Annotated in this window: 27 protein-coding genes; 20 read left to right on the plus strand and 7 right to left on the minus strand. The window is 40.5% G+C overall.

Translation table 11 applies throughout. The features are described from left to right. The first annotated feature begins 54 nt into the window (after positions 1–54). Positions 55–372 carry a thiosulfate sulfurtransferase GlpE gene (gene glpE, locus MSC25_RS06645; protein WP_004588558.1) on the plus strand — a complete coding sequence of 106 codons (318 nt, stop codon included), beginning with the start codon at positions 55–57 and terminating at the stop codon, positions 370–372. Further along, the gene (gene glpG / locus MSC25_RS06650; protein WP_004588557.1) at positions 369–1190 is read left to right on the plus strand and encodes a rhomboid family intramembrane serine protease GlpG; all 822 of its coding nucleotides are present in this window, start codon (positions 369–371) and stop codon (positions 1188–1190) included. Before glpE ends, glpG begins: the two co-directional genes overlap by 4 nt. A 2-nt stretch (positions 1191–1192) precedes the next feature. On the opposite strand, the gene MSC25_RS06655 is transcribed toward glpG, so the two are convergent. Continuing rightward, positions 1193–1591: a flagellar basal body-associated protein FliL gene (locus MSC25_RS06655; RefSeq protein WP_248442931.1), complete on the minus strand. Its 399-nt coding sequence runs from the start codon at positions 1589–1591 to the stop codon at positions 1193–1195. Between the two features lie 154 nt (positions 1592–1745). On the opposite strand from MSC25_RS06655, the gene MSC25_RS06660 reads away from it, so the two are divergent. Together MSC25_RS06660 and ubiA are read left to right on the plus strand one after the other, a co-directional pair. Next, entirely contained in the window at positions 1746–2285 is a 540-nt protein-coding gene (locus MSC25_RS06660) for a chorismate lyase (protein ID WP_029773569.1), read from the plus strand. After that, on the plus strand, positions 2282–3160 hold the full coding sequence (gene ubiA / locus MSC25_RS06665) for a 4-hydroxybenzoate octaprenyltransferase (RefSeq protein WP_248442932.1): 879 nt from the start codon (positions 2282–2284) through the stop codon (positions 3158–3160). The genes MSC25_RS06660 and ubiA overlap by 4 nt, the downstream gene beginning before the upstream one ends. 63 nt (positions 3161–3223) lie before the next feature. On the opposite strand, the gene MSC25_RS06670 is transcribed toward ubiA, so the two are convergent. The 3 genes from MSC25_RS06670 to MSC25_RS06680 all read right to left on the minus strand — a co-directional run bounded on the left by MSC25_RS06670 (position 3224) and on the right by MSC25_RS06680 (position 5858). Further along, positions 3224–3844, minus strand: coding sequence for a 2OG-Fe(II) oxygenase (locus tag MSC25_RS06670; protein WP_138611054.1), 621 nt, complete (start codon positions 3842–3844; stop codon positions 3224–3226). Between the two features lie 245 nt (positions 3845–4089). Continuing rightward, positions 4090–4974, minus strand: a complete 885-nt coding sequence (locus MSC25_RS06675; RefSeq protein ID WP_004588552.1) for a LysR family transcriptional regulator — start codon at positions 4972–4974, stop codon at positions 4090–4092. Between the two features lie 446 nt (positions 4975–5420). Further along, the gene (locus MSC25_RS06680) at positions 5421–5858 is read right to left on the minus strand and encodes a DUF2721 domain-containing protein (RefSeq protein ID WP_029773572.1); all 438 of its coding nucleotides are present in this window, start codon (positions 5856–5858) and stop codon (positions 5421–5423) included. Between the two features lie 84 nt (positions 5859–5942). Here MSC25_RS06680 and MSC25_RS06685 point away from each other — a divergent pair, with 84 nt between their 5' ends. The 3 genes from MSC25_RS06685 (at position 5943) to tsaD (ending at position 8062) form a co-directional block, all read left to right on the plus strand. Then, positions 5943–6302, plus strand: a complete 360-nt coding sequence (locus MSC25_RS06685) for a DUF2007 domain-containing protein (protein WP_248442933.1) — start codon at positions 5943–5945, stop codon at positions 6300–6302. Continuing rightward, the gene (locus MSC25_RS06690; protein ID WP_004588549.1) at positions 6286–6876 is read left to right on the plus strand and encodes a YjaG family protein; all 591 of its coding nucleotides are present in this window, start codon (positions 6286–6288) and stop codon (positions 6874–6876) included. Before MSC25_RS06685 ends, MSC25_RS06690 begins: the two co-directional genes overlap by 17 nt. A gap of 172 nt (positions 6877–7048) precedes the next feature. Next, positions 7049–8062, plus strand: coding sequence for a tRNA (adenosine(37)-N6)-threonylcarbamoyltransferase complex transferase subunit TsaD (gene tsaD / locus MSC25_RS06695; RefSeq protein WP_248442934.1), 1014 nt, complete (start codon positions 7049–7051; stop codon positions 8060–8062). Positions 8063–8071: 9 nt separating this feature from the next. Here tsaD and plsY read toward each other — a convergent pair whose 3' ends face one another. Continuing rightward, positions 8072–8680 carry a glycerol-3-phosphate 1-O-acyltransferase PlsY gene (gene plsY / locus MSC25_RS06700; protein ID WP_024034349.1) on the minus strand — a complete coding sequence of 203 codons (609 nt, stop codon included), beginning with the start codon at positions 8678–8680 and terminating at the stop codon, positions 8072–8074. Positions 8681–8910: 230 nt separating this feature from the next. Between plsY and folB the strand changes: the two genes are divergently transcribed. The 8 genes from folB to MSC25_RS06740 all read left to right on the plus strand — a co-directional run bounded on the left by folB (position 8911) and on the right by MSC25_RS06740 (position 15071). Further along, complete coding sequence (gene folB, locus MSC25_RS06705; protein WP_004588546.1) at positions 8911–9270, plus strand: dihydroneopterin aldolase; 360 nt, start codon at positions 8911–8913, stop codon at positions 9268–9270. Further along, complete coding sequence (gene folK, locus MSC25_RS06710; RefSeq protein WP_055252923.1) at positions 9271–9759, plus strand: 2-amino-4-hydroxy-6-hydroxymethyldihydropteridine diphosphokinase; 489 nt, start codon at positions 9271–9273, stop codon at positions 9757–9759. Then, positions 9756–10556: an undecaprenyl-diphosphate phosphatase gene (locus MSC25_RS06715; protein WP_004588544.1), complete on the plus strand. Its 801-nt coding sequence runs from the start codon at positions 9756–9758 to the stop codon at positions 10554–10556. The genes folK and MSC25_RS06715 overlap by 4 nt, the downstream gene beginning before the upstream one ends. A 175-nt stretch (positions 10557–10731) precedes the next feature. Then, the gene (gene mpl / locus MSC25_RS06720) at positions 10732–12087 is read left to right on the plus strand and encodes a UDP-N-acetylmuramate:L-alanyl-gamma-D-glutamyl-meso-diaminopimelate ligase (RefSeq protein WP_029773577.1); all 1356 of its coding nucleotides are present in this window, start codon (positions 10732–10734) and stop codon (positions 12085–12087) included. Between the two features lies 1 nt (position 12088). After that, the gene (locus tag MSC25_RS06725) at positions 12089–12709 is read left to right on the plus strand and encodes a flavin prenyltransferase UbiX (protein WP_004588542.1); all 621 of its coding nucleotides are present in this window, start codon (positions 12089–12091) and stop codon (positions 12707–12709) included. Then, on the plus strand, positions 12709–13638 hold the full coding sequence (locus MSC25_RS06730; protein ID WP_004588541.1) for an ABC transporter ATP-binding protein: 930 nt from the start codon (positions 12709–12711) through the stop codon (positions 13636–13638). Before MSC25_RS06725 ends, MSC25_RS06730 begins: the two co-directional genes overlap by 1 nt. Further along, the gene (locus MSC25_RS06735) at positions 13639–14406 is read left to right on the plus strand and encodes an ABC transporter permease (RefSeq protein WP_004588540.1); all 768 of its coding nucleotides are present in this window, start codon (positions 13639–13641) and stop codon (positions 14404–14406) included. Then, positions 14406–15071: a methyltransferase SAM dependent gene (locus tag MSC25_RS06740; RefSeq protein WP_004588539.1), complete on the plus strand. Its 666-nt coding sequence runs from the start codon at positions 14406–14408 to the stop codon at positions 15069–15071. Before MSC25_RS06735 ends, MSC25_RS06740 begins: the two co-directional genes overlap by 1 nt. On the opposite strand, the gene MSC25_RS06745 is transcribed toward MSC25_RS06740, so the two are convergent. Beyond that, positions 15068–16948, minus strand: coding sequence for a GGDEF domain-containing protein (locus tag MSC25_RS06745; protein WP_248442935.1), 1881 nt, complete (start codon positions 16946–16948; stop codon positions 15068–15070). The genes MSC25_RS06740 and MSC25_RS06745 overlap by 4 nt on opposite strands. A gap of 276 nt (positions 16949–17224) precedes the next feature. Between MSC25_RS06745 and panP the strand changes: the two genes are divergently transcribed. After that, the gene (panP, locus tag MSC25_RS06750) at positions 17225–18853 is read left to right on the plus strand and encodes a pyridoxal-dependent aspartate 1-decarboxylase PanP (protein WP_248442936.1); all 1629 of its coding nucleotides are present in this window, start codon (positions 17225–17227) and stop codon (positions 18851–18853) included. Between the two features lie 80 nt (positions 18854–18933). Here panP and argE read toward each other — a convergent pair whose 3' ends face one another. After that, positions 18934–20085 carry an acetylornithine deacetylase gene (argE, locus tag MSC25_RS06755; RefSeq protein WP_248442937.1) on the minus strand — a complete coding sequence of 384 codons (1152 nt, stop codon included), beginning with the start codon at positions 20083–20085 and terminating at the stop codon, positions 18934–18936. A 218-nt stretch (positions 20086–20303) separates the two neighbouring features. Between argE and argC the strand changes: the two genes are divergently transcribed. The 4 genes from argC to MSC25_RS06775 are packed head-to-tail and all read left to right on the plus strand — an operon-like array spanning position 20304 to position 24220. Beyond that, positions 20304–21314, plus strand: a complete 1011-nt coding sequence (argC, locus tag MSC25_RS06760) for an N-acetyl-gamma-glutamyl-phosphate reductase (RefSeq protein ID WP_248442938.1) — start codon at positions 20304–20306, stop codon at positions 21312–21314. Continuing rightward, entirely contained in the window at positions 21314–22081 is a 768-nt protein-coding gene (argB, locus tag MSC25_RS06765; protein WP_024034342.1) for an acetylglutamate kinase, read from the plus strand. The genes argC and argB overlap by 1 nt, the downstream gene beginning before the upstream one ends. Positions 22082–22088: 7 nt before the next feature. Beyond that, positions 22089–23021 carry an ornithine carbamoyltransferase gene (locus MSC25_RS06770; protein ID WP_248442939.1) on the plus strand — a complete coding sequence of 311 codons (933 nt, stop codon included), beginning with the start codon at positions 22089–22091 and terminating at the stop codon, positions 23019–23021. Then, positions 23018–24220, plus strand: a complete 1203-nt coding sequence (locus MSC25_RS06775) for an argininosuccinate synthase (RefSeq protein WP_004588532.1) — start codon at positions 23018–23020, stop codon at positions 24218–24220. Before MSC25_RS06770 ends, MSC25_RS06775 begins: the two co-directional genes overlap by 4 nt. Positions 24221–24227: the final 7 nt, after the last annotated feature.

Genomic DNA, 24227 nt, shown 5'->3' on the forward strand with positions numbered 1-24227 from the left:
GCATACAGAGGCGGCTTAAGCCGCCTTTTTATTATATTTTTAAAAGAGATTTCAATGGCATTTAAACATATATCTATAGCACAAACGCACGAACTACTTGATAAAGAAGATGTAGTGATCGCAGATATACGCGATCCTAATTCGTACCAAGCAGGGCATATTCCTGGCTCTGAAGCGCTTTCAAATGCCAATATAGCTCAGTTTATGATGGAAAAAGAGTTCGATCAGCCTATTATTATTGTTTGCTACCACGGCATGAGCTCACAAGGTGCGGCTAGTTATTTAGTAGAGCAGGGCTTTGAAGATGTATATAGCATGGATGGTGGCTTTACAGCTTGGGAAGCGGCTTACAGCGAGAAAGTGGAACGATGATTGAGCTAGGTAGTTTAAATAATCCTCGTGCCGCACAGGGCTTTATAGATTATTTAAAAAGCCAAGGCTTAGAAGGGCAACTGCGCAGTGCTGATGGCAGTAATGTTATTATTTGTGTCGCGGGCGAGCACTTTCATCAAGTGCAACCTTTGTGGGCTGAATTTGTACAAAACCCCAATCATGAGCGTTATCAACAAGCCTCTTGGGATGTGGGCAGTACACAATCTGGCTTAACGTATCAAGGACAATCGCTTAATTTAGTGGCGCGCTTTAAAGCACTAAGCTGGCTAAATAAAACCGTAAGTATTGTAAGCGTTGCTATTTACTTTGCATTTTTATTGGGTGGCTTTGAGCAAATTTATACTGCTTTGCAGTTTAACCCGAGCCAACCACTTAACTGGTTAACGCCAGCACTTGTTCATTTTAGCGCAATGCACATTGTATTTAACCTAATTTGGTGGATGTCGTTAGGTGATAATATTGAAAAGCAATGCGGCAAGCTGAGCTTAGTTGGGCTATTTGTGGTTACTGCACTTATTAGTAACTGGGCTCAGTTTTTAATTGTGGGGCCTAACTTTGGTGGTTTAAGTGGTGTTGTGTATGGTTTATTGGGTTTTTGTTGGATTCACAGCTATTTAAATCCTAAGCAACCTGCGCTAGTAAGCACTGCCATTATTGGCTTTATGTTAATTTGGCTGGTACTCGGTTTTGCTGATGTGTTGTTTGTTGGTATGGCTAATTGGGCGCATTTAGGTGGGCTTTTAAGCGGCATGGCTTATGCCGTAACCGCTAATTTATTTAATGCTAAAAAAGCGTAAGCTTAGTGGTATAAATACTTAGTAAATAATACTTCACGAATAATCTCTTGGCCTGTTTCTTCTTTTAGCAGGCTTTTTAATTTTTCGGCACACTTTGCTCTAATTTCTTCACGCCCAGTAAGCGACTTTATTTTTTCTTCAGGTTCTTTAGATAGTATTTCTACTAACGCATCGCGTAAAAGCGGGGTATGATGCTCTACAATAGCAATATCTGCATTATTGCTAAGCATTAAATCTATAGTCACGCGTACATAGCCCATTTTTTTACTTGAAGCGCCTATGTAATTGGTAATTATGTCTGGCTCAAAACCAAAATAGCCCACTGTCGATTCCGCTTTTGCCGAAAAGCTAAAACAGTTTAGGGTCAGTGCTAAAAAACCTGCGTATACTATTTTTTTCATCTTTAGTGTGTTTCCATTTTCTTAATACAAATAGTTTATACTTAATAGCGCCTAATAAACAGCTCCTGCAATTATTTATCGGCAGTAAAACATCACTTTTTCAAATGCTTTGGCAATGTTATCATCGTCTCGGTTTTTATTTTATTGAGCTATTGTGATTACATTTCCGCTTTCTATATCTGCCAATTGGCAATGTGCTTCTTTGGTAAATAACTTATCTGCGTTAGAGCAAGAGTGGCTATTTGAGCCACATTCATTAACCGCTAAATTAAAAAGTAATGCACAAAGTTTTAGTGTAAAAGTGCTTAATGAGCAAACTTTTACCCTAAGCGATGCACAGCAACAACTACTTGGCTCAAATACAAATAAAGCACTTAATCGCGAGGTGCTTTTATTGTGTGACAATACACCCATGGTGTATGCCCAAAGTTGGCTGCCCAGTACACAAACGCAAACAACACTGCATAATATGGGCGCGCGCCCTTTAGGTGATGTTATTTTTCAGCACCCTGAACTTACCCGAAGTAATATTGAAGTAGGGCGCTTTGACTCAGAACATGCGCTGCAGTCACTTGTTAAAGAGTTGAATTTAACTACGCACCCTTTATTAGGTCGTCGTAGTGTGTTTTCTATTAATGATTATCACTTTTTAGTGTGCGAAGTATTTTTACCCGGAGCCTATTTGTACTCATGAAATTAGCCCCTTTGCAATTACAGCATAGCCCTTTTTATATTCAGCTCATGCGCATTGACAAACCTATCGGTACATTACTATTACTGTGGCCTACTTATTGGGCTCTATGGCTTGCAAACGCTGGTATGCCAAGCCTAGTTAACTTTATTGTATTTACCTTAGGCGTAATTGTTATGCGCAGTGCTGGCTGCGTTATTAACGATTTTGCAGATAGAAAAATAGACGGCTCAGTTAAGCGTACAGCAGGGCGGCCTTTGGCCACCGGACAAGTAAGTGCAGGTGAAGCACTGAGTTTATTTATATTACTGATAGCCATTGCTTTTGTATTGGTATTACTACTTAGCATCAACACTATTTTATTGTCATTTGGGGCGTTGGCACTGGCATTTTGCTACCCCTTTATGAAACGCTATACACATCTTCCGCAGGTAGTCTTAGGCGCAGCATTTGGTTGGGCAATACCTATGGCATATATGGCATCAGTTGACTCATTACCGCTGCAGGCGTGGCTGTTATTTGTTGCAAATATTTGTTGGACGGTAGCGTACGACACTATGTATGCCATGGTCGACAGAGATGATGATTTAAAAATAGGGGTTAAATCTACTGCTATTTTATTTGGTAAATACGACCGCCATATTATATTTTTATTAAACGCTAATTTTATAGCGTTGTTGGCGCTTATTGGCTTAATTAACCAGCTAGGCTTGGCGTTTGTTGCAGGTTTATGTACTGCCGCTGGGTTACTTATTTATCAGCAAGTGCTTATTCATAAACGTGCGCGTGATTCATGTTTTAAAGCGTTTTTAAATAATCACTATGTTGGATTAGCTATTTTTGTTGGCTTGTTCTTGTCATTTGTATTTGCGCGTTAATTTCATCTCAACGCTATTAATTTAACCTCAGCATAGCCACTAGTTGTTGTGGCTATGTTGGTTTTATCGTGGCGGGTCAATTACTCCACTTATTGAGGCGTTCTTTCTAAACCAGCCAGCAATAGAGTAGCGCTCATTAATGGCAGGTAATACCTCGTGCGCAAAACGCTCGCTTTCAAACATAACGAGTGTCCCCGCGGTGGGTTTAATTATTATCTCTATTTGCTTACTTTTTGGTTTGTATATAACAAGCTCGCCACCTTGCTCGGGCGTATTTAAATAAAGGATTGTTGTAAATACGCGGTTAGATCGCCCTTTAAATGCATCAAAATGCTTTTTATAAAAGTCGCCTTGGGTGTATTTAGCGTAGTGGCACTCATAATCAAATAAGCCCATAAAAAACTGTCGATTAAGTGTGGTTTTTATACTTTCCATTATTGCTTGATAAGTTAGCTGTGCTTGTGAGCTGCCATCAAACCAATAGGTTTTATCTTTACGAATGGTTTTATCTATTTGTAAGTCATTTAAACGGCCAATACCTGCAGCGCTAAAATGCGGGTTAATACGGTGGCAATCGGTGATTAAACTCTCTACTAGCTCGCTAATAAGTGCGTTAGGTATAACAACATAACCATGGGTTTCTATTGCATCTAAATAAACATCAGAACTAAAAAGTGTGTTCATTTATGTCTGTTGATTAAAAAAGGTGCGACAGTGTAGCCTAAAAAAATTTAATAGCTAGTGGTTTGTGCTCCGCTACTTAAGCAAATAAAAACCTAACGCGTAAGTATAAAAACTAAAAGGGCTTTTTAGGTTAAGCAGCTGTGCTGCAGGTTTTGGTAACAAGAAGAGTAAATCAGTAAGGGCTATCTAAATTGGTTGCCCTTAAAAGGTTTAAGGGCAATGCGGTATGCTATTTTTATCTTGGCTTAAGTAATAGTCGTAGATGCTTTTTTGATAAGAGATAATAAATGGTCAATGTGTTCGCCAACTGCTGCTTGTTGGCTTGTTTGTATAACAAGTTGTTCGTGACTTAAGTCTTTATTTGTTTTTAGCTGTACAAGCTCTGTGTGCTCTGCAAGAGTGCTCGCGTGTTCAATACTTGCAATAGCAAAGTGATCTGATTTAACCAGCCCTGACATTACTTGCTCAATGCTGCCTACCTTAATGCTAGCCGATTTGTTGAGCATATCGATGGCTTCGTTAAGCATGCTTTGTACTTGTTTAGACTGAGAAAAACAGCCGTACATAGGGTAGCTATCTAAATCGTGTTTGCTGATATCGCTTTTATTTGCTAACGGATGATGTTTAGAAACAAACAATACCAGTTGGTCTGGCAGGTGTATGTCGCTGCCGATGCTGTTAATTGCCTGCGAATAAACACTGATATCAATCTCGCCCTCTTGCAGTTTGCGTGCAAGTTCGTGCTGCTCTTGCAATTGCATTTCTATTTTAACATGGGGGTATTGTGCTAAAAATTGCCCGCATGAGATAGGTACTACACTGCTGGCTTTGTTGGTATAGCCGATGACTAACTTTTCGTCAGTATTGCCGTTAACCGATTGAGAAATTCGTTTTTTTGTATGCTCAAGTTCGGCAAGGGTGTTTTTGGCGTAATCAAGAAATAGCTCGCCTTCGGGTGTTAACTTTACTGAACGTGTTGAGCGTTTCACCAGTTCGTACCCCATTTCGTCTTCTAGGGTTTGAATGCTGCGCGTTAGCGCTGATGTACTAATTTGAGTTTGTTCGGCTGCTTGTCTGAAGTGGCGTAACACACCAAGCGCTACAAATTGTTCTAACTGTTCAAATCTCACTTTATAGTCCCTTTTTATAAGTAAGTCGCGTGTGTCGCGAACATCAATAATATTAGATTCGAGCTTTCAAAAAGCGAAGCCTAATATGTAACTGTGTTTGCAAATTTATGACATATTTGCCTCAGCATATCCCTCTTTTAGTATTATTTAAAGAGAAGACGCATTTAAAAGTATTACCAATTAGGCTTATTTATAGTGATTTATTACTCTATTTAAAACTAAGCTATGTTAGCAAGTAAGGCTAAATACAATGACTTAGGCGCTTTGATGCTTTTAAAAGTAATACTTTAGACATAATTTAGCATTAATTAATAAAAAAGTATGCCAGAAAAAAGGCTATAGGAAAATCCTACGTAGTGATTTGTAATGAAGTGAGGCATAAACGCTTATAGTTTTAGGTTATGCCATCGCTTTATTCTTGTTTAAGAATTTAGAAAAATAAGCCGCTAAGGCTTACTACTTTTGTTAGTAAAGTTTTTAGTAATGCGGTTACTTAGGGGTTTGTCTTCAATACTTTGTAGCTCTATTTCTATGGCATCGCACGAAATATGAATTTCAAATAACGATGTTAATAACGAAAGGCTTAAGCACGCTAAGCTCACCCCAAACAAAATAATGCCTGTAGTGTTAAATTCTATAAATAAGGCAAACATTGATAGCGTACACAATAAAAAAGACGCCACACCATACACTTGCATGGTACGTATTAGCTTAATGCGCTTTCTTAAGTTTGTTATTTGAGCCACAACAACGGGGCGAATAGACTCACCTTCTCGTGAATTTAATTCTCGGATTAATTGCGCTAGTACTAAAAAGCGGTTTGTGTAAGCAAGCAGCAACAGTGAGATTGCTGGAAAAAGTAAACCTGGGGTAGTAAGTGTCATTGTTTTATCCTAAAAAAGTTACCTGCTATACACTTTAGTAGAGTATCGTAGGATATTGTAAACACAAAATAATTGAGGTGATAATTGCAAAATATTAATACTCATAATACTCAGCAAGCTTTTCAGTGGGTAACGCTTTACAAAGCAGATAACACATTAGAGGCAAATATAATCAAAGGGCTGTTATTAAGCGCGGGAATTGAGTGCCAAATTCAAGGTGAAATGCTTCAAGGCGCCTTAGGCGAAATCCCATTTGAACAAACCCAAGTACGTGTGCAGGTTTATTCGATAAAAGAGCGCCACGCGCGCGAAATATTGGTAAACTACCAACAAGTAAAACAATCCGCTCCAGATTGGGTATGCCCTAACTGTAATGAGCATAATGGATCAACATTTGATTTTTGTTGGTCATGTGAGACGTTAAGAAATGACAAAAGCGAATAACTTTCAACGTATTAGAGAGCTAAACTACTTACAAAAAGCGGTGTTAGCAAGTGCTTTAATTGAGCGTATGTTACCTAATTATGGTTTATTTAGTGAAGCCACCGGTTTTGGTGATGAAGCCTTATTACGCAGTGCGTTAAATGTTTGCTGGGAAAAAATATTACTACCAAAAAGTAAAATAGATCTCGAAAAACAAGTAGAAAAAATTGAGCCAAATGTACCTGAACTTGCCGACTTTGATATGTTTGGTACTTACCCTGCAATAGACGCTGCAACGTCGCTTTTGAGCCTAATGCACGGCTTGATGGGGCAAGACGAGCAAGAATTTATAAGCGTTAGTAAAATATCGCAAGCAACAGTGGCGCGTTTTATTGAATACCAAATGACGGTTGAAGGTGAAGTGGCTGACAATAAAGCCGTACGAGAACACCCATTAATGCAATACGAAATTGAAGTTTTGAGTGAGCTAATCGACTTTGTAGAAAATATGGGCCGAGTGACTTCAGAAAACGTTAAGGCACTTAAAAAGCAGGCCGTTGCAGATGGACAAACCAATATTGGTTTGGCGTTATAGTTGTAATTAATTAACTGTGGTTAATTGCTCTCTAGCAATTTTTAGCGTTTATTACGTTGAACTTAGTAAAAACCTTAGCTAGAGAATGATAAAATTAAATAGTTTTAAATATGTGTGTAAATCTCTTAACCACAGTGCAGGTTAAGCAGTAAATAAAGGCAGGAGAAGTAAAGTGCGAATTTTAGGCATTGAGTCATCGTGTGATGAAACCGGTATTGCAATTTACGATGATGAAAAAGGCTTATTGGCTCACCAGTTATACAGCCAAGTAAAAGTACATGCAGATTATGGCGGTGTTGTACCTGAGCTTGCATCGCGCGATCACGTTCGTAAAACCCTGCCACTTATTGACGCTGCGTTTGCTCAAGCCAGTTGTGGCCCAGAAGATTTAGATGGCATTGCATACACCGCAGGCCCTGGTTTAGTCGGGGCGTTATTAGTAGGCACCTCTATTGGCCGCTCTTTAGCCTATGGCTGGGATATTCCAGCTGTTGCCGTGCATCATATGGAAGGGCATTTACTTGCTCCTATGCTTGAAGAAAACGTGCCTGAGTTTCCCTTTATTGCTTTGCTAGTGTCGGGCGGCCATACCATGATGGTAAAAGTAGCCGGTATAGGCCAGTACGAAGTATTGGGTGAATCTGTTGATGATGCCGCAGGTGAAGCATTTGATAAAACAGCTAAACTGCTAGGGCTTGATTACCCAGGCGGCCCTCGACTAGCTAAAATGGCTGAGCAAGGTGTTGCAAAACGGTTTGTTTTTCCACGCCCTATGACGGATAAGCCAGGCCTTGATTTTAGCTTTAGTGGCTTAAAAACAGCGGCTTCTATAGCGATTCGCGAAAATGATGATGACGCACAAACCAAAGCAGATATCGCCCATGCGTTTCAAACAGCAGTGATTGATACATTGGTTATTAAGTGTAAGCGTGCTCTAAAACAAACTGGGATAAAACGTTTAGTGATTGCCGGCGGAGTAAGTGCAAATACACAGCTGCGCTTACAGCTTGAGCGTGTTATGCAAGGGATGAAAGGACAGGTTTACTATCCACGTACTGAGTTTTGTACTGATAATGGCGCAATGATTGCCTACGCTGGTATGCAGCGCTTAAAAGCAGGCCAGTTTGCCACACTCGACATGAAAACCAAACCGCGTTGGCCAATAGACAGCTTAGAAGCCATTTAGTATCAATAATTATTGATTTTTTTCATTAGTGGGTGCTTTTTTAGCGCCCACTTTTGGTTCCTCACCTTTAAAAAGGCGAATAATATTGGTGCGATGACGAAATATAATTAGCACAGTAATAAAGGTTACCGGTAGGGTGTAAAGCGGTTTAATCAACCACGTATAAAGTGGAGCAAGCGACACCGTGACCAAAGCGCCTAATGAAGAAAAGCGCGTAATAGCAACCACAATAATCCAGGTACTTATTAACAGCCCCGCCAACGATAAACCAATCGGCAATAAAGAGCCAAACGCAGTGGCTACCGCCTTTCCGCCTTTAAAGCTAAAAAATAGTGGGTACATATGCCCTAAACACGCGGCAACGGCGACCAAACCAAGTGCTAAAGGCGTTAGGTCTAAAAAATAAGCCCCCCATACGGGGATGGTGCCTTTTAAAATATCAAACACTAATACTAAGCACGCAGGAAAGGCTCCACCTAAACGATACACATTGGTGGCACCTGGGTTATTTGAACCGCTGCTGCGAGGGTCTGGCAGTTTGAATAGCCGAGACACTAATATAGCCGATGAAATCGACCCTAATAAGTAGGCTAAAACAAACAGTAAAATGGCTAACACAAAGTCCCTTATTTTTTAATTGCTATACCCATCGATAGCACTTTTACGCTATTATTGGCGGCACAATTTATCGTGAAAATTATTAACTGCTGTATTTTGCAGTTAATCTAGCTATTTGGCTATTGTAGAAGTAATTTTTACATATTTAAACACTGCTTAAAGCATATACAGTATTAATTTTATCAATGCATTGTATGCTTAGAGAGTGTTTATAGTTATTTGGAGTATCAATGGATAAGGTTTTTATATCTCAACTACACGTCGACACAATTATTGGAGTGTACGACTTTGAAAAAGAAAGTAAACAAAGCCTTTATTTTGATATTGAAATGCTCAGCGATATAAAGCCTGCAGCAGCAAATGATGACATTAATTTAGCACTCGATTATGCAAAAGTAAGCGAGCGAGTGATTGAGCACACTACGGCTAAGCCGGTTGAGTTACTTGAAACCTTAGTAGAGCAACTAGCAACTATTATATTAACCGAATTTAATACACCACAAGTAACAATTAGAGTGAGCAAACCGGCCGCTGTAGCGCAAGCAAACACCGTAGGTGTAGAAATAACACGCACAAAGGCTATGAGCTAAATGGCGCAAATTTATATCAGCTTAGGCTCAAATATAAATAAAGCGCATTATATTCGCTGTGCGCTTGATGCACTTGAGCAACACTTTACAGATATTGTGCATTCATCTGTTTTTGAAAGTGAAGCAGTAGGGTTTAAAGGTAATAACTTTTATAACTCGGTGGTGGCTGCTACCACATCAATGCCGCTTGAGCGTGTGTGTAAGTTATTAAAACAAATAGAGCGAGATAACGGGCGTAAAGCGGATGATAAAAAATTTAGCCCCCGTACATTAGATTTAGATCTGCTCTTTTACGATGACGTTATTTGCGACTCGCCTGCACAATTACCTCGCGATGAAATTACCAAAAACGCTTTTGTACTTCAGCCTCTTTGTGAAGTCGCCCCCAATTTTTATCACCCCGTTGCTAAGCAAACTATTGCTGCGCTATGGAGTGCGTATAACAACCCTCAACAAAAACTATGGAAGGTGGAGTTTTCTAACCCATGAGTATTTTAGAAATAATTATTTTAGCCCTGATACAAGGATTTACTGAGTTTTTACCTATTTCGAGCTCAGCTCACTTAATTTTACCTTCGCAAATTTTGGGATGGGAAGACCAAGGCCTTGCTTTTGATGTGGCTGTGCATGTTGGTACGTTAATAGCGGTTGTTATATATTTTCGTAAAGAAGTGGCTGATATTCTTAGCGCCTGGTTTAAATCGTTTGGCGCTCAAGGCACCACCGACGACAGTAAACTTGGCTGGTGGATTATACTGGGCACTGTACCTGCTGCGTTATTAGGCTTATTGCTAAAAGACGTTGTTGAGCTGTATCTGCGCAGTGCCTGGGTTATAGCTGCTACGACTATTATTTTTGGTTTATTACTTTGGTACGCCGATGCCAAAGGTAAGCAAATGAAAACAATTTATCAGCTTAACTGGAAAACAGCGCTGCTTATAGGCTTTGCTCAAGCGGTGGCTATGATCCCTGGCACCTCTCGCTCAGGCATTACTATGACAGCGGGTTTATTGCTGGGCATGAACAAACAAAGCGCAGCGCGTTTTTCATTTTTACTCGCTATACCTATTATTTCTATGATGGGCCTTTACTACACGATAGAGCTGGCTTTAGGCGATCATGTGGTTGATTGGAGCACATTAATTTTAGGTGTAGTCCTCTCGTTTTTATCGGCGTACGCCTGTATTTTCATGTTTTTAAAAGTGATAGAACGAATGGGCATGCTGCCGTTTGTAATTTACAGACTTTTACTTGGCGTAGGCTTAATTGTATTTTTAACGCTGTAATTTAGCTTATTACCAGCAAGCCCTCTTACTTAGGTAAGAGGGCTTTTTTATTTTATTAACGCTGTTTTAGCATCAGTGAATTGACGATACGCGCATAGTCACGAAGCCTAAAATTTGGCATTATAGCGCCATTAAACTTCACAGACGTGCGAAGTACGAAAGGATTTAAAAAGTTATGCATATTCATATATTAGGCATTTGCGGCACCTTTATGGGCGGTATAGCGGCTATTGCTAAATCGCTTGGCCATAAAGTGACTGGCTCTGATCAAAATGTTTACCCGCCGATGAGCACTCAACTTGAGCAGCTGGGCATTGAGCTAACCCAAGGTTACGACGTAAAACAGTTAGAGCCAAAGCCAGATATGGTGGTTATTGGTAATGCCATGAGCCGAGGTAACCCCTGTGTAGAATATGTGTTAGATAAAGGCTTGCCGTATACATCAGGGCCAGAGTGGCTTAAACATAACCTATTGCAAAATGCTTGGGTGCTTGCGGTGGCAGGCACACATGGCAAAACTACCACAGCAAGCATGCTGGCGTGGATTTTAGAGTATGCAGGTTTAAAACCTGGGTTTTTAATTGGTGGTATAGTTCAAAACTTTGGTGTGTCAGCCAAAGTGGGCGAAACCCCATTTTTTGTAATAGAAGCAGATGAATACGATACCGCTTTTTTTGATAAGCGCAGTAAATTTGTGCATTACTTACCACGTACGCTCATTTTAAATAACCTTGAGTTTGACCACGCTGATATTTTTGACGATTTAAACGCAATAAAAAAACAATTTCATCACTTAATGCGTACATTACCTCATACTGGCAAGGTAATTTGGCCAAAAGACGATGTCGCACTTGATGATGTTATTAAGCAAGGGCTCTGGAGCGAAAGTGAAACCCTAAATGGTGATTGGCATTATGACTTGCTAAGCGCTGATGGTAGCCAATTTAATGTGCTTTTAAACAATGAACTTCAAGGCACGGTTAATTGGCAGGCAATAGGCGAGCATAATGTTAAAAATGCCATTATGGCTATCGCGGCAGCGCGCCATGTAGGTATAGCCGTTGAGCATAGCATTGCAGCGCTTGAAGAGTTTATTAGCCCTAAACGGCGTATGGAGCTTAAAGCCGATATAAATAACATTAAAGTGTATGACGATTTTGCGCACCACCCAACAGCCATTAAAACCACGCTTGCGGGGTTGCGTGCAAAAGTGGGTGATGAAAAAATTATTGCTATTTTAGAGCCTCGCTCAAACACCATGAAGATGGGTGTACACCAACATACGCTACTTGCTTCGTTAAGTGATGCCGATGACGTGCTGTTATTTGAGCCCGACAACCTAAATTGGTCTCTTAAAGCGCAAGCCGATAATGCCGGTATGCAGTGTTTTAATAGTACGCAAATGATTATTGACACTGTGCTTGAAAATATCATGCCAAATCAGCACATATTAATTATGAGCAATGGCGGTTTTAATGGCTTACATCAACACTTAGTTGATGGTTTAGCTAAAAAATACAGCGGAGAATAATGTGCAGTTTAAAGATAAAATTACACTGGCGTTTAGTGGTGCTTCAGGCGCGCCTTACGGTTTAAGATTGCTTGAAGTATTACTCGCGCAGCAATTTCAAGTGTATGTACTTATATCAAGTGCTGCGCGCGTGGTGCTTGATACAGAGTCAAACATTAAACTCTCAGCTAATGAAGATAAAGCAACCGAGCAGTTAAGCGCTTTATTTAATGCCAAGCCAGAGCAGTTAAAAGTATTTGGTAAAGATAACTGGTTTAGCCCTGTAGCTTCAGGCTCTGCGGCCCCTAAAAAAATGGTAGTATGCCCGTGCAGTGCAGGGTCTGTGTCTGCTATTGCGCTCGGAGCATCAGATAACCTACTCGAGCGTGCAGCCGATGTAGTTATTAAAGAGCGAGGGCAATTAATTTTAGTGCCACGCGAAACGCCCTTTAGCGAAATTCACCTTGAGAATATGTTAAAGCTTGCGCGTTTAGGGGTCACTATTATGCCCGCTGCGCCTGGTTTTTATCACAAGCCACAACGTATTGAAGACTTAGTTGATTTTATGGTGGCGCGAATTTTAGATCATTTAAACATTGAACATAACCTAACTAAACGTTGGGGTTATGGTGAGGGTAAATAATGAATAAGCAAAATGTTGCTTTAAATATAGAAGGCCTGACCAAGGTTTATAAAAACGGTGTAGAGGCCGTGAAAGGTGTTGATTTACAAGTTTTTGAAGGCGACTTTTTTGCCTTGCTTGGCCCAAATGGTGCCGGTAAGTCGACCACTATTGGTGTTATATCGTCCTTGGTGAATAAAACACAAGGTAAGGTGGAAGTGTTTGGTCACAACATCGATACCGACCTTGAAGCTGCTAAAGCGCATTTAGGGCTTGTCCCACAAGAGTTTAACTTTAGTCAGTTTGAAACGCTTGGCCAAATATTGGTAAATCAAGCAGGCTACTACGGTGTTACCCGTGCAGAAGCGCATAAGCGTGCCGATAAATATTTAACTCAGCTTGGCTTATTAGAAAAAAAAGACAAGCAAGCACGTACGCTTTCTGGGGGTATGAAACGCCGTTTAATGATTGCCCGCGCATTAATGCATGAGCCAAAGCTACTAATATTAGATGAACCCACTGCAGGGGTTGATATAGAGCTGCGCCGCTCAATGTGGGACTTTTTACGCCAAATTAATGAGCAAGGCGTAACGATTATTTTAACCACGCATTACCTTGAAGAAGCTGAGTTGTTATGTAAAAACATCGCCATTATTGATACTGGCCGTATTGTTGAAAACACCACTATAAAAGCGTTACTAGCTAAGCTTGATAAAGAAACCTTTGTGCTCGATTTAAAACAGCCAGCACAGCCAGTTACCCTTGAGGGGTACTCGTTTAGCATGCCTGATGAGCACACCATAGAAGTTGAAGTGGCTAAATCTCAAGGCTTAAATGCAGTTTTCAGTGCGCTAACCGAGCAAGGCAACACTGTTTTGAGTATGCGTAATAAAGCAAACAGATTAGAAGAGTTATTTGTAGGATTACTAGAGCAAGGGCGGGGCGAATAAATGTTTAAATATGGCGTAGCCTTAAAGAGTTTATGGATTAAAGAGTGTATTCGTTTTTTACGTATTTGGGTGCAAACCTTAGTACCGCCGGCGATTACGATGAGTTTATACTTTGTTATTTTTGGTAATTTAATTGGCTCACGTATTGGTGAAATGGGTGGTTTTAGCTACATGGAATTTATTGTTCCGGGGCTAATAATGATGTCGGTTATTACCAACTCATATTCTAATGTTGCTTCTAGTTTTTATTCAACCAAGTTTCAAAAAAGTATTGAAGAGCTATTGGTTGCGCCTGTGCCTAATTACATAATTGTACTTGGTTATATGGGCGGCGGTATGACCCGCGGCATGATGGTGGGCTTTATTGTTACCTGTGTATCACTGTTGTTTGTGGATATTCAAATACACAATATATTTGTAATTATGGCGACGGTAATTTTAACCTCAGCGGTGTTTGCACTCGGTGGTTTAATTAACGCTATTTACGCCAATAGTTTTGACGATATTAGTATTATCCCAACCTTTATTTTAACGCCGCTAACATACTTAGGCGGCGTATTTTATTCAATTACGCTACTGCCAGAGTTTTGGCAAAATGTATCGCAAATAAACCCAATTATTTATATGGTTAATGCGTTTCGTTATGGCTTTTTAGGCGTGTCGGATGTTGATTTAAGTGTCGCGCTTGGCGTTATATTAGTATTTATTACGGTGCTATTTACTTTAGCGCTAACGTTAATTAAAAAAGGTGTGGGGCTTAGACATTAATGAGCGATGCAAATTCACGCAGTATTGTATCTAATCAGGCGGGTATACACGAAAAGATTGATGAAATCGTTAACAAGCATTTAAACGCAGAGTTTAAAAAGCCTATTGCTGAGCACACTCAACAAGCGTTTGATGAAGTCAATGAGCAGGTTCAAGCTTTTAATGGACCGCTTATTATAGACTCATGTTGTGGAGTAGGAGAGAGCTCGGCTAATTTAGCTAAGCGCCACCCAGATGCATTAATTATTGGTATTGATAAATCGTCACACCGCTTAGATAAGCACGATGTTGAATATAAACAAACAGACAGCGGCCAGTACATTTTGGTACAAGCTGACTTAAACGACTTTTGGCGTTTAGCTGTGGCTGCTAATTGGCAGCCTACTCATCATTATTTGCTTTATCCTAACCCATGGCCTAAATCTAAGCATATCCAACGTAGGTGGCACGGCGCGGCTATTTTTCCGTTTATTGTTAAGCTAGGCGGACGTTTAGAGGTGCGCAGCAACTGGGATATTTATGTAAAAGAGTTTGCCAGAGCGCTTGAACTAACTGGTCATCCTTGTGAGGTAACGCTGTATGAGTCAAACGAAGCAATTACTCCGTTTGAGCGTAAATACTGGGCCAGCGGCCAACAAAGCCATCGTTTAGTGATAGATCTTTAAACGGCCACTTCCTCTTGGCTTGATGAGTTAACATGTGGCGCTGGGTAAGCAAAGTAATTGCCTTGCATCAGCGCCACATCTACATTTTTAAGCGCATTTTCAATACTTATATTTTCTACCGACTCTGCCATGAGCGTTAAACCAAGTTGCTTTGCAGCATGAACTGTATGCTCAATAAATAATGCTATATTTTCATCACTTACTGCTTGTTTTACTAATGCGCCGTCGAATTTTATACCGTTTACTTCAAGCTTTAGCGCATTCGAAATATTTGAATAACCACTACCAAAACCAGTAATAATGACATTCACCCCTTTGGTTTTTACCATAGAAATAAATGTTTTAACCTCTAAAAAATTAGTAATAGCGTGTGACTCTAAAAGGCCAAGCGTGATGTTTTCTGGGTGCGGGTAGCGCTTAAGCTCGTTAGCAATGTATTCACTCAAACTAGGGTCGAGTATATCTTTATCGCTTATATTTAAGCTCCAGTATATATCTGTTTTTCTAAACCGCTCTATACATTGGCTAAATAGCGTGCGCGTTAGTAGTCCGCCCATTCTTGAGCGGCTCACTACATTTAAAAATGAGTCGGGTTTTAAAATTTCGCCATTTTTAGTCACCATTCTGGCTAAGCATTCGTAATGTACAACTTCATTATTGGTGGTGTTAAACATAGCCTGAAAATAAGGCACTATGCGGTTGTTATCAAATGCTTCTTGAACCTCTTTGGCAAGGCTTACATTGTATTGATACTGGTTTTTTACATCGCTCATTACTTTTGAGTAGCTAACAACCTTACCGCGGCCGTGTTTAGCCTGAAGCGTTGCAATGTGCGCGTTTTCAATCAGTTGTGATTTATTACCATTGGCGATACCTGCGCAGTAAGTTATATAAATAAATGGGTTTGTTAATACAGGGCTGTTTGCGTTATACGACTCAACTAAATCGCTCAGTTCGCTGCTTTTAAAGCTTTTAGGGGTAAGAACGACAATTTTATTGGTAGCAAGGCGATATACTTTACAGCTTTGCGGGCTGCGAATTTGATAATGACTGAGCAAGTTTTTCATTACACTGTCGCCAACTTGAGTGCCATAAAAGCTATTAATATCTTCAATTTCGTTCACCCAAATAATGGCAAGCTGCATGTGGTGTGAATTACTCTTTTTGATAAAGTACTTAAGCGCAATATGATTGGCAAAGCCCGTACTGGCATCTGTTGTTAGGGTACGCTTTAACAAATATATATAAATAGCTGCAACCAGTACCGCAATAAAAAAGAAAAAACACGCCGTTATTATGGCTTTAGTGACGCTGTATTGAAGCTTTTTATTTAAATCATCTAAGGTTATGTCGGCACCCGTAATGTAGGTAGTACCATATTTATCTACAAAGGGAATAAAAACAGTTTTAAAATCACCCCATTGGTCGCTAGATTGTTCAAAAACAGGCTCGGTAGAATAAAACGCGCCCCTGTTAATGTCGGTGGCCTCTGGGTATAAATCAAGAAATTGCGTAACCCGCGCATTTTCTTGATCGTCTTTAGTGTAGCTGGATGAGGTAAAATAAACTTTGTTATCGCGCATGATCATCGAATAGACGTAAGCTATATCAAGCGCTTGTGCAAGCTCTGAGAGTTGTTTACTTTTAGTTTGGTAAACCGAAAAACCAATATCGTAACCTTGGCTAATTCTATCGTGGTAACTTTGCCCTAAAATATGTTTTACGCTGGTGGCGGCATTTAGAAGGCGCTCATCGACAGCGTGCATTATTTCGCTACGCGCTGAGCTATAGGTGTAATAAACATAGACTAATAAACTGACCAAAAACAATGTAAAGCCAGCTATAAACCACTTCCCTTTTAATTTCCCTGTGAGCATACTTGTCCCTTATTGTTACACATATTAAGTATACGCATAAATGCAATTTGCCCAAAACTAAAATGTGACTTTTTAATAAAATCCTATTATTGAAATTTTTTTACAATATTTGTCATCCGTTTAGTCGCTTTTATGGCTTAAAGGGAGACATTTTACTTATATTGCAGTAAAGTTAGCGCAATTTTTAAAAGAAGCACGCTGCTTATAATAGCGCCATAGTTTGGCATTTTTAACTGTTAAACGCGTGTTTTAGCTACACACACACTAGGTATAAAGATGGATCAAAAGCGTTGTGCCGTCGCCTCTAAAGAAAGCCTTAAGCGTATATTTACTGTACCTGAAGCGCCAGACTCAACTTTAAGCAAAATTGAGCTTGAAATTTCGAGTAATTTAGCAGGGTTTTTAAACGAAAATATAGCGGCAATTGAAAAACCATTACACGAAATTGAAAAAGATTTTCAGGCTGCGGTGATCCCAGAAAACCCAACGTTTGTATCTGCTTACGCCCAAGATATTATGGAGCAGCTAGTTGCCCATTCGGTACACACGGCTGCGCCTAGCTTTATTGGGCATATGACATCGGCTCTTCCGCATTTTTTACTACCGCTTTCAAAATTGATGGTGGGGCTTAATCAAAACCTAGTAAAAATAGAAACCTCAAAAGCATTTACGCCCCTAGAGCGCCAAGTGCTTGGCATGATGCATCATTTAGCTTACTCGCAAAATGAGTCGTTTTATTCAAAATGGATGCACAGTGCTAAAACATCACTCGGTGCTTTTTGTTCCGGTGGTACAGTTGCAAACATAACGGCACTGTGGATTGCGCGTAACCGCTTATTAAAACCTGACGGCAGCTTTAAAGGTATTGCCGCTCAAGGGCTCGTAGCCGGTATGCTGCATTATGGCTACAAAGGGCTGGCTGTTTTAGTGTCGGAGCGAGGGCATTACTCTTTAGGTAAATCAATTGATTTACTAGGCATCGGCCGTGAAAATTTAATTGGTGTAAAAACCTGCGAAAATAACAAGGTTGATGTGAATGCCATGCGCGAAAAAGCTTTAGAGCTTGAATCGCAAGGCATAAAAGTTATGGCAATTGTAGGGGTTGCTGGTACAACCGAGACCGGTAATATCGACCCTCTTAATGATATGGCCGATTTAGCGCAGCAAATAAACTGCCATTTTCACGTTGATGCAGCGTGGGGTGGGGCAACGCTTTTATCGCAAACGCATCGCCCATTATTAAAAGGAATTGAGCGCGCAGATTCAATTACCATTGATGCACACAAACAAATGTATGTGCCAATGGGTGCAGGCTTGGTATTATTTAAAGACCCAACTGCTACGGATGCAATAGAGCACCATGCAGAGTACATATTACGTAAAGGTTCAAAAGATTTAGGAAGCCATACACTCGAAGGCAGCCGCCCAGGTATGGCTATGTTAGTACATGCTTGCTTACGCGTTATTGGTCGCAAGGGTTACGAAATGCTTATTGATCGTAGTATCAAAAAAGCACATTACTTTGCTGATTTAATTAAAGCCGATGAAGACTTTGAGCTGATTTCAGAGCCTGAGCTGTGTTTGCTTACATACCGCTATGTGCCTAAACAAATTAAACAAGCCATAGCTCAAGCAGATGCCGCAACACGATTAGAAATTTTCGCGTCGCTCAATCGCTTTACTGCCAGTATGCAAAAACGCCAACGTGAATCAGGACGCTCGTTTGTATCGCGTACTCGCTTAACCCCGTCAAAATACGATAATCAGCCGACAGTGGTATTTAGAGTGGTATTGGCTAATCCGCTCACATCGGGTGTTATATTAAAAGAGATTTTAGCTGAGCAAAAAGAGCTTGCTAAAACAGACCCTGTATTTAAAAAGTACTTAAGTAAGTATATGCAGTAACGCCTAGGTATAAACTAAAACAAAGGCGCCAACGGGCGCCTTTGTTATTTTTGCTGTGAGTTTTTAATACAGTCTTCTTTTTAAGCGTTAAAGCAGTTTGCCCTAATAATGTCAGTTATAATTTTTTGCGATGGGTTTATTTTCTCCATTGCTAAAAATTCATCAGGTTGGTGGGCTTGATTAATTGAGCCTGGCCCCATGACTATTGTTTCACAGCCAAGTTGCTGAATAAACGGAGCTTCTGTGCAGTAATTTACTGCAACGGCTTTTTCCCCTGCAGTTTTTTCTGCCATTTTAACGAGTGCGCTATCAGTACTGCCACTAAAAGCTGGAATGGGCTCGTGTAAATCAATTACGCTCACTGCGCTTGGGTATTGCGCGTTTATATCGCTGGTAGCATCAATAAGTAAAGCTTGTAAGTCTTTAATGCTTAACCCTGGGAGCGGGCGCATGTCTATGTGCATTTCGCAGCAGCCACAAATTCGATTTGCGTTGTCGCCTCCATGAATATTACCTAAATTTAAGGTAGGGTAAGGTATTTCAAAATGTTCAACTGAATATTTATTCTTTAACTGCTCTTTTAAGATCAGCAACTTTGTAATCACTTTATGCATGACTTCGATGGCGTTAAGACCACGTTCGGGATCGGAACTATGACCTGAGCGGCCAATCACTCTTATAGCCGTGCTCATATGTCCTTTATGAGTAAATACAGGAGTCATATCAGTAGGTTCACCAATAATACAACGCGCAGGTTTTAAATTAGGATGCTTACAAATTTGCTGCGCTCCCGCCATGGTGGTTTCTTCATCGGCAGTGGCGAGTATTAAAATAGGTTGTGTTTGCTGTTTTATATCAAGCTCACTAATAGCTTGTAATACAAAAGCAAAAAAGCCTTTCATATCAATACTACCTAACCCATATAAGTTATTGTTATGTTCAGTGAGTTTAAACGGGTCGTGGCTCCAGCGGCTATCGTCATACGGTACGGTGTCTGTATGGCCTGCAAGCATTAAGCCGCCATCGCCTTCCCCCCGCTTAGCAAGTAGGTTGTATCGGCCTTTTCCATCTTCTAACTCTATAATTTCGCAAGTAAAACCTAAACTTTCGCACCAACGTGCTAGCAACTCTATTACCCCTTTATTACTCATACAAAGCTCATCTTCTATTGCACTAATAGAGGGGGCTGCAATGAGTTGTTGGTACATAGAGATAAATGACGGCAAAGACATAAAAAAATCCAAAATAATTATTCAATTTAATTGCATAACAATATAAAAGTATTTATGATGAATATCAATTCACTTTTTAAGCATAAATATATTAAGTATAGCCATGAAGATAATGCGACGATAATCAACAATTCATTGAGAAAAGTATTAGCTAGCATCTAAGCTAGTGTAAGCGAACACCACACCTATTTAGTAGTAAATTTATAAACGAGTAAAAAATGAATGTAGCGATTATTGGCGCAAGCGGTTATAGCGGCGCAGAATTAGCAAGCTTAGTTGCTAAGCACCCTAATTTAACGTTATCGGGCTGTTATGTCTCTGAGGGAAGTTTAGATAAACATAAATTATTAAGTGATTTATACCCAGAGCATAGAAATCTTCTTGATATTCCTCTACTACCACTTAACGAATCAGCGTTTGATGACATAAATTCGAGTGCCGATTACATCTGCTTATGTACTGATCACAAAGTAAGTGTTGATTTAGCCCCGCAGTTTTTAGCAATGGGTAAAAAAATATTTGACCTATCAGGTGGTTACCGCCTTGCCAGCAACGACGACTATGTTACTTACTATGGTTTTGAGCACCAACATCCTGAGTTATTAAACGAAGCAGCCTACGGATTAGCTGAATGGAATAGCAGTGCAATTACCAATGCAAATCTTGTGGCAGTAGCCGGCTGTTACCCAACCGCTGCGCTTAATGCGTTAAAGCCGTTGCAACAGGCTGGCTTGTTGAGTGATGAAAAAGTGATTATTAATGCTGTTTCAGGTGTTACTGGCGCAGGGCGTAAAGCCAGCGTAGGTACTCACTTTTGTGAAGTATCGCTTGCCCCATATGGTTTATTTAACCATCGTCATGGGCCTGAAATTGAACAACACCTTGGCCACAAGGTGTTATTTACACCGCACTTAGGTAATTTTCCGCGTGGAATTTTAGAAACTATTTATGTACAGCTTAAGCCAGGCGTTACCAAGGAAAACGTATCTGATGCTTATCAAGTACTTAAAAACGAGCCGTTGATTCGTTTGTTAGCTGATAAGGTGCCATCTATTAAAAGCGTGGTAAAACAACCGTATGTAGATATTGGTTGGCAGCAGCAAGGTACTCAACTGATTGTTATGGCAGCGATAGATAATCTATTAAAAGGCGCTGCGGGCCAAGCCTTGCAATGTATTAACTTATCAATGAATTTAGATCACACCACTGGCTTAAAAGGAGCCTTTTAATGAGCACTAAAACGTGGGTAATTAAATTAGGTGGTGCTGTACTTAATACAGAAAACGCGGCAAAAGCTTTGTTTGACGTATTAAGCGCTGATCAAAATAATCAGTTTGTTATTGTTCATGGTGGTGGCTCGTTAGTTGACACTTGGCTAAAACAAGCAGGCTTTGCTAGTGCAAAGCACCAAGGACTGCGTATTAGCCCAAGTGAGCAAATGCCTTACATAGTGGGGGCGCTGGCTGGCTGTGCAAATAAGCAGCTGGTAAGCCAAGCTATTAATGCAGGCCATAAACCTGTTGGTCTTTGTTTGTATGAAGCCGGAGTTATGGCGTCTCAAAAGCTAAAAGCGCTTGGGCAAGTAGGTAAGTGCGAAAGTAATGATGATTCAATTGTTAACGATTTACTTAAGCTTGGTCGGTTACCTATCGTGAGCTCTATTGGGTTTGATGAGCAAGGTAACTGGTATAACGTTAATGCTGATGAAGCTGCCGCAGCGATTGCTAGCAACTTAAATGCAGAACTTATTTTTATGACAGATGTAGAAGCAGTACTTGATGCAAACAAGCAGCCGTTACATCAACTTGACACAAAACACATTGATACTTTAATTGATGAAGGGGTAATTCTGGGCGGAATGGAGGTCAAAGTTAAGACCAGCCTGCACGCTGCCCAACATTTACGACGCGGTGTGTATATTTCCAGCTGGCAAAAGCCAGACAATTTAACTGCTTTGCTACAGGGCGAGCATGTCGGAACAAAAATTACACCATAGGGTTATCATGTTAGAGAATTTTTTAACGGGTCTAGAATTAGACCAACAAGGCGCACTAAATTTACTAAAACTAGCGCGTGATTTAAAAGCAAAGCCAGAAAAGTACAGCCAAGTATTAGCAGGCAAGTCAATTGTTACCTTATTTGAAAAGCAAAGTTTACGTACGCGTTTATCGTTTGATATTGGAATTAACCGTTTAGGCGGCCACGCTGTGTATTTAGATCAGCAAAACGGCGCTATGGGTGCACGTGAATCTGTAAAAGATTTTGCACTTAATATTTCTACGTGGGCTGATGGTATTGTAGCGCGTGTAAACCAGCACAGCACGTTAACCACCTTAGGTGAATACTCTAGTGTACCTGTCGTTAATAGCTTGTGTGATTTATATCACCCGTGCCAAGCATTGGCTGATTTTTTAACGCTACAAGAAGTACACGGCGATGTGAGCGAGCTAAAAGTGGCTTACTTAGGTGAAGGTAACAACGTTACTCATTCACTTATGTTATTAGCGGCAACGCTAGGTACAGATTTTGTTGCTGTTACACCAAAAGGCAGCTCGCCTGATTCGCAAATTCTTAAAAAGGCTGAGCAAATTGCTGCAATGAACGGCGCATCAGTAATGGTAAGCGACCGTGTAGAAGCCGCTGTAGGCGCTAATGTTGTATATGCAGATACGTGGGTGTCTATGGGCGATGAAACGCCTCTTGAACAAGTTAAAGAAAAATACATGCCATATCAGCTAAACCAAGCATTGCTAGAACAAACAGGTGCGACTACGGTATTACATTGCCAACCGGCACACCGTGAGTTTGAAATTACCTCTGAGGTAATGGATGGCCCAGCATCTAAAATTATTCAACAAGCAGAAAATCGCATGCATGCGCAAAATGCTCTGCTAGTTACATTACTAAATCCAAATTTTGTTAAGGAACACCTATGAGTTCAATTAAAAAAGTCGTTTTAGCCTATTCAGGTGGTCTTGATACTTCAGCTATCGTGCCATGGTTAAAAGAAAACTACGGTTGTGAAGTAATTGCCTTTGTAGCCGATGTAGGCCAAGGCGCTGAAGAGCTTGAAGGCGTTGAAGAAAAAGCCATCGCATCAGGCGCATCTGAGTGTTACGTAGTTGACTTAAAAGATGAAATGGTAAGTGAGTACATTTACCCAACGCTTAAAACGGGTTCTATTTACGAAGGTACTTATTTATTAGGTACGTCTATGGCGCGCCCTATTATTGCTAAAGCGCAAGTTGAAATTGCACGTAAAGTAGGTGCCGATGCACTTTCGCATGGTTGTACTGGTAAAGGTAATGACCAAGTACGTTTTGAATCATGTTTTGCAGCGCTTGCACCCGATTTAAAAGTAATTGCACCATGGCGTGAGTGGGATTTATCAAGCCGTGAATCATTATTAGATTACTTGGCTGAGCGTGATATTCCGTGTTCTGCTTCAGCAACAAAAATTTACAGCCGTGATGCTAACGCATGGCATATTTCGCACGAAGGTGGCGAGCTTGAAGATCCATGGTGTGAGCCTAGTGACCAAGTTTGGACCTGGACTAATTCACCAGAGCAAGCACCCGATAAAGCTGAGCATGTAACGCTTACGGTTATTGAGGGTGAAGTGGTTGCCGTAAATGGCGAGCAGCTTAAGCCTTACGACTGTTTAGTTAAATTAAACGACATTGCTGCGCCACATGGTGTTGGCCGTGTAGATATTGTAGAAAACCGTTTAGTAGGCATGAAATCGCGCGGCTGTTACGAAACACCTGGTGGCACCGTTATTATGGCGGCACTGCAAGCCATTGACGAGCTAGTACTTGATAAATCAAGCCGTAAGTGGAAAGAAGTACTGGGCGGTGAGTTTTCGCATTTAGTCTATGACGGTCGTTGGTTTACACCTCTAAAAGATTCTATTTTAGCGGGCGCAGAAGCGCTTTCTACACTTGCTACAGGTGAAGTTGTACTTAAGCTTTACAAAGGCCAAGTAACAGCCGTTCAGAAAAAATCACCTAATAGCTTATACAGCGAAGACTTTGCTACATTTGGTGAAGACGACGTATATGACCAGTCACATGCTGAAGGCTTTATTCGTTTATTCTCGCTTTCGAGCAGAATTTCAGCAATGGCTAAAAAGTAAATTATTT

It is taken from the genome of Pseudoalteromonas sp. 1CM17D (assembly GCF_023161805.1).
Classification (GTDB): domain Bacteria; phylum Pseudomonadota; class Gammaproteobacteria; order Enterobacterales; family Alteromonadaceae; genus Pseudoalteromonas; species Pseudoalteromonas atlantica.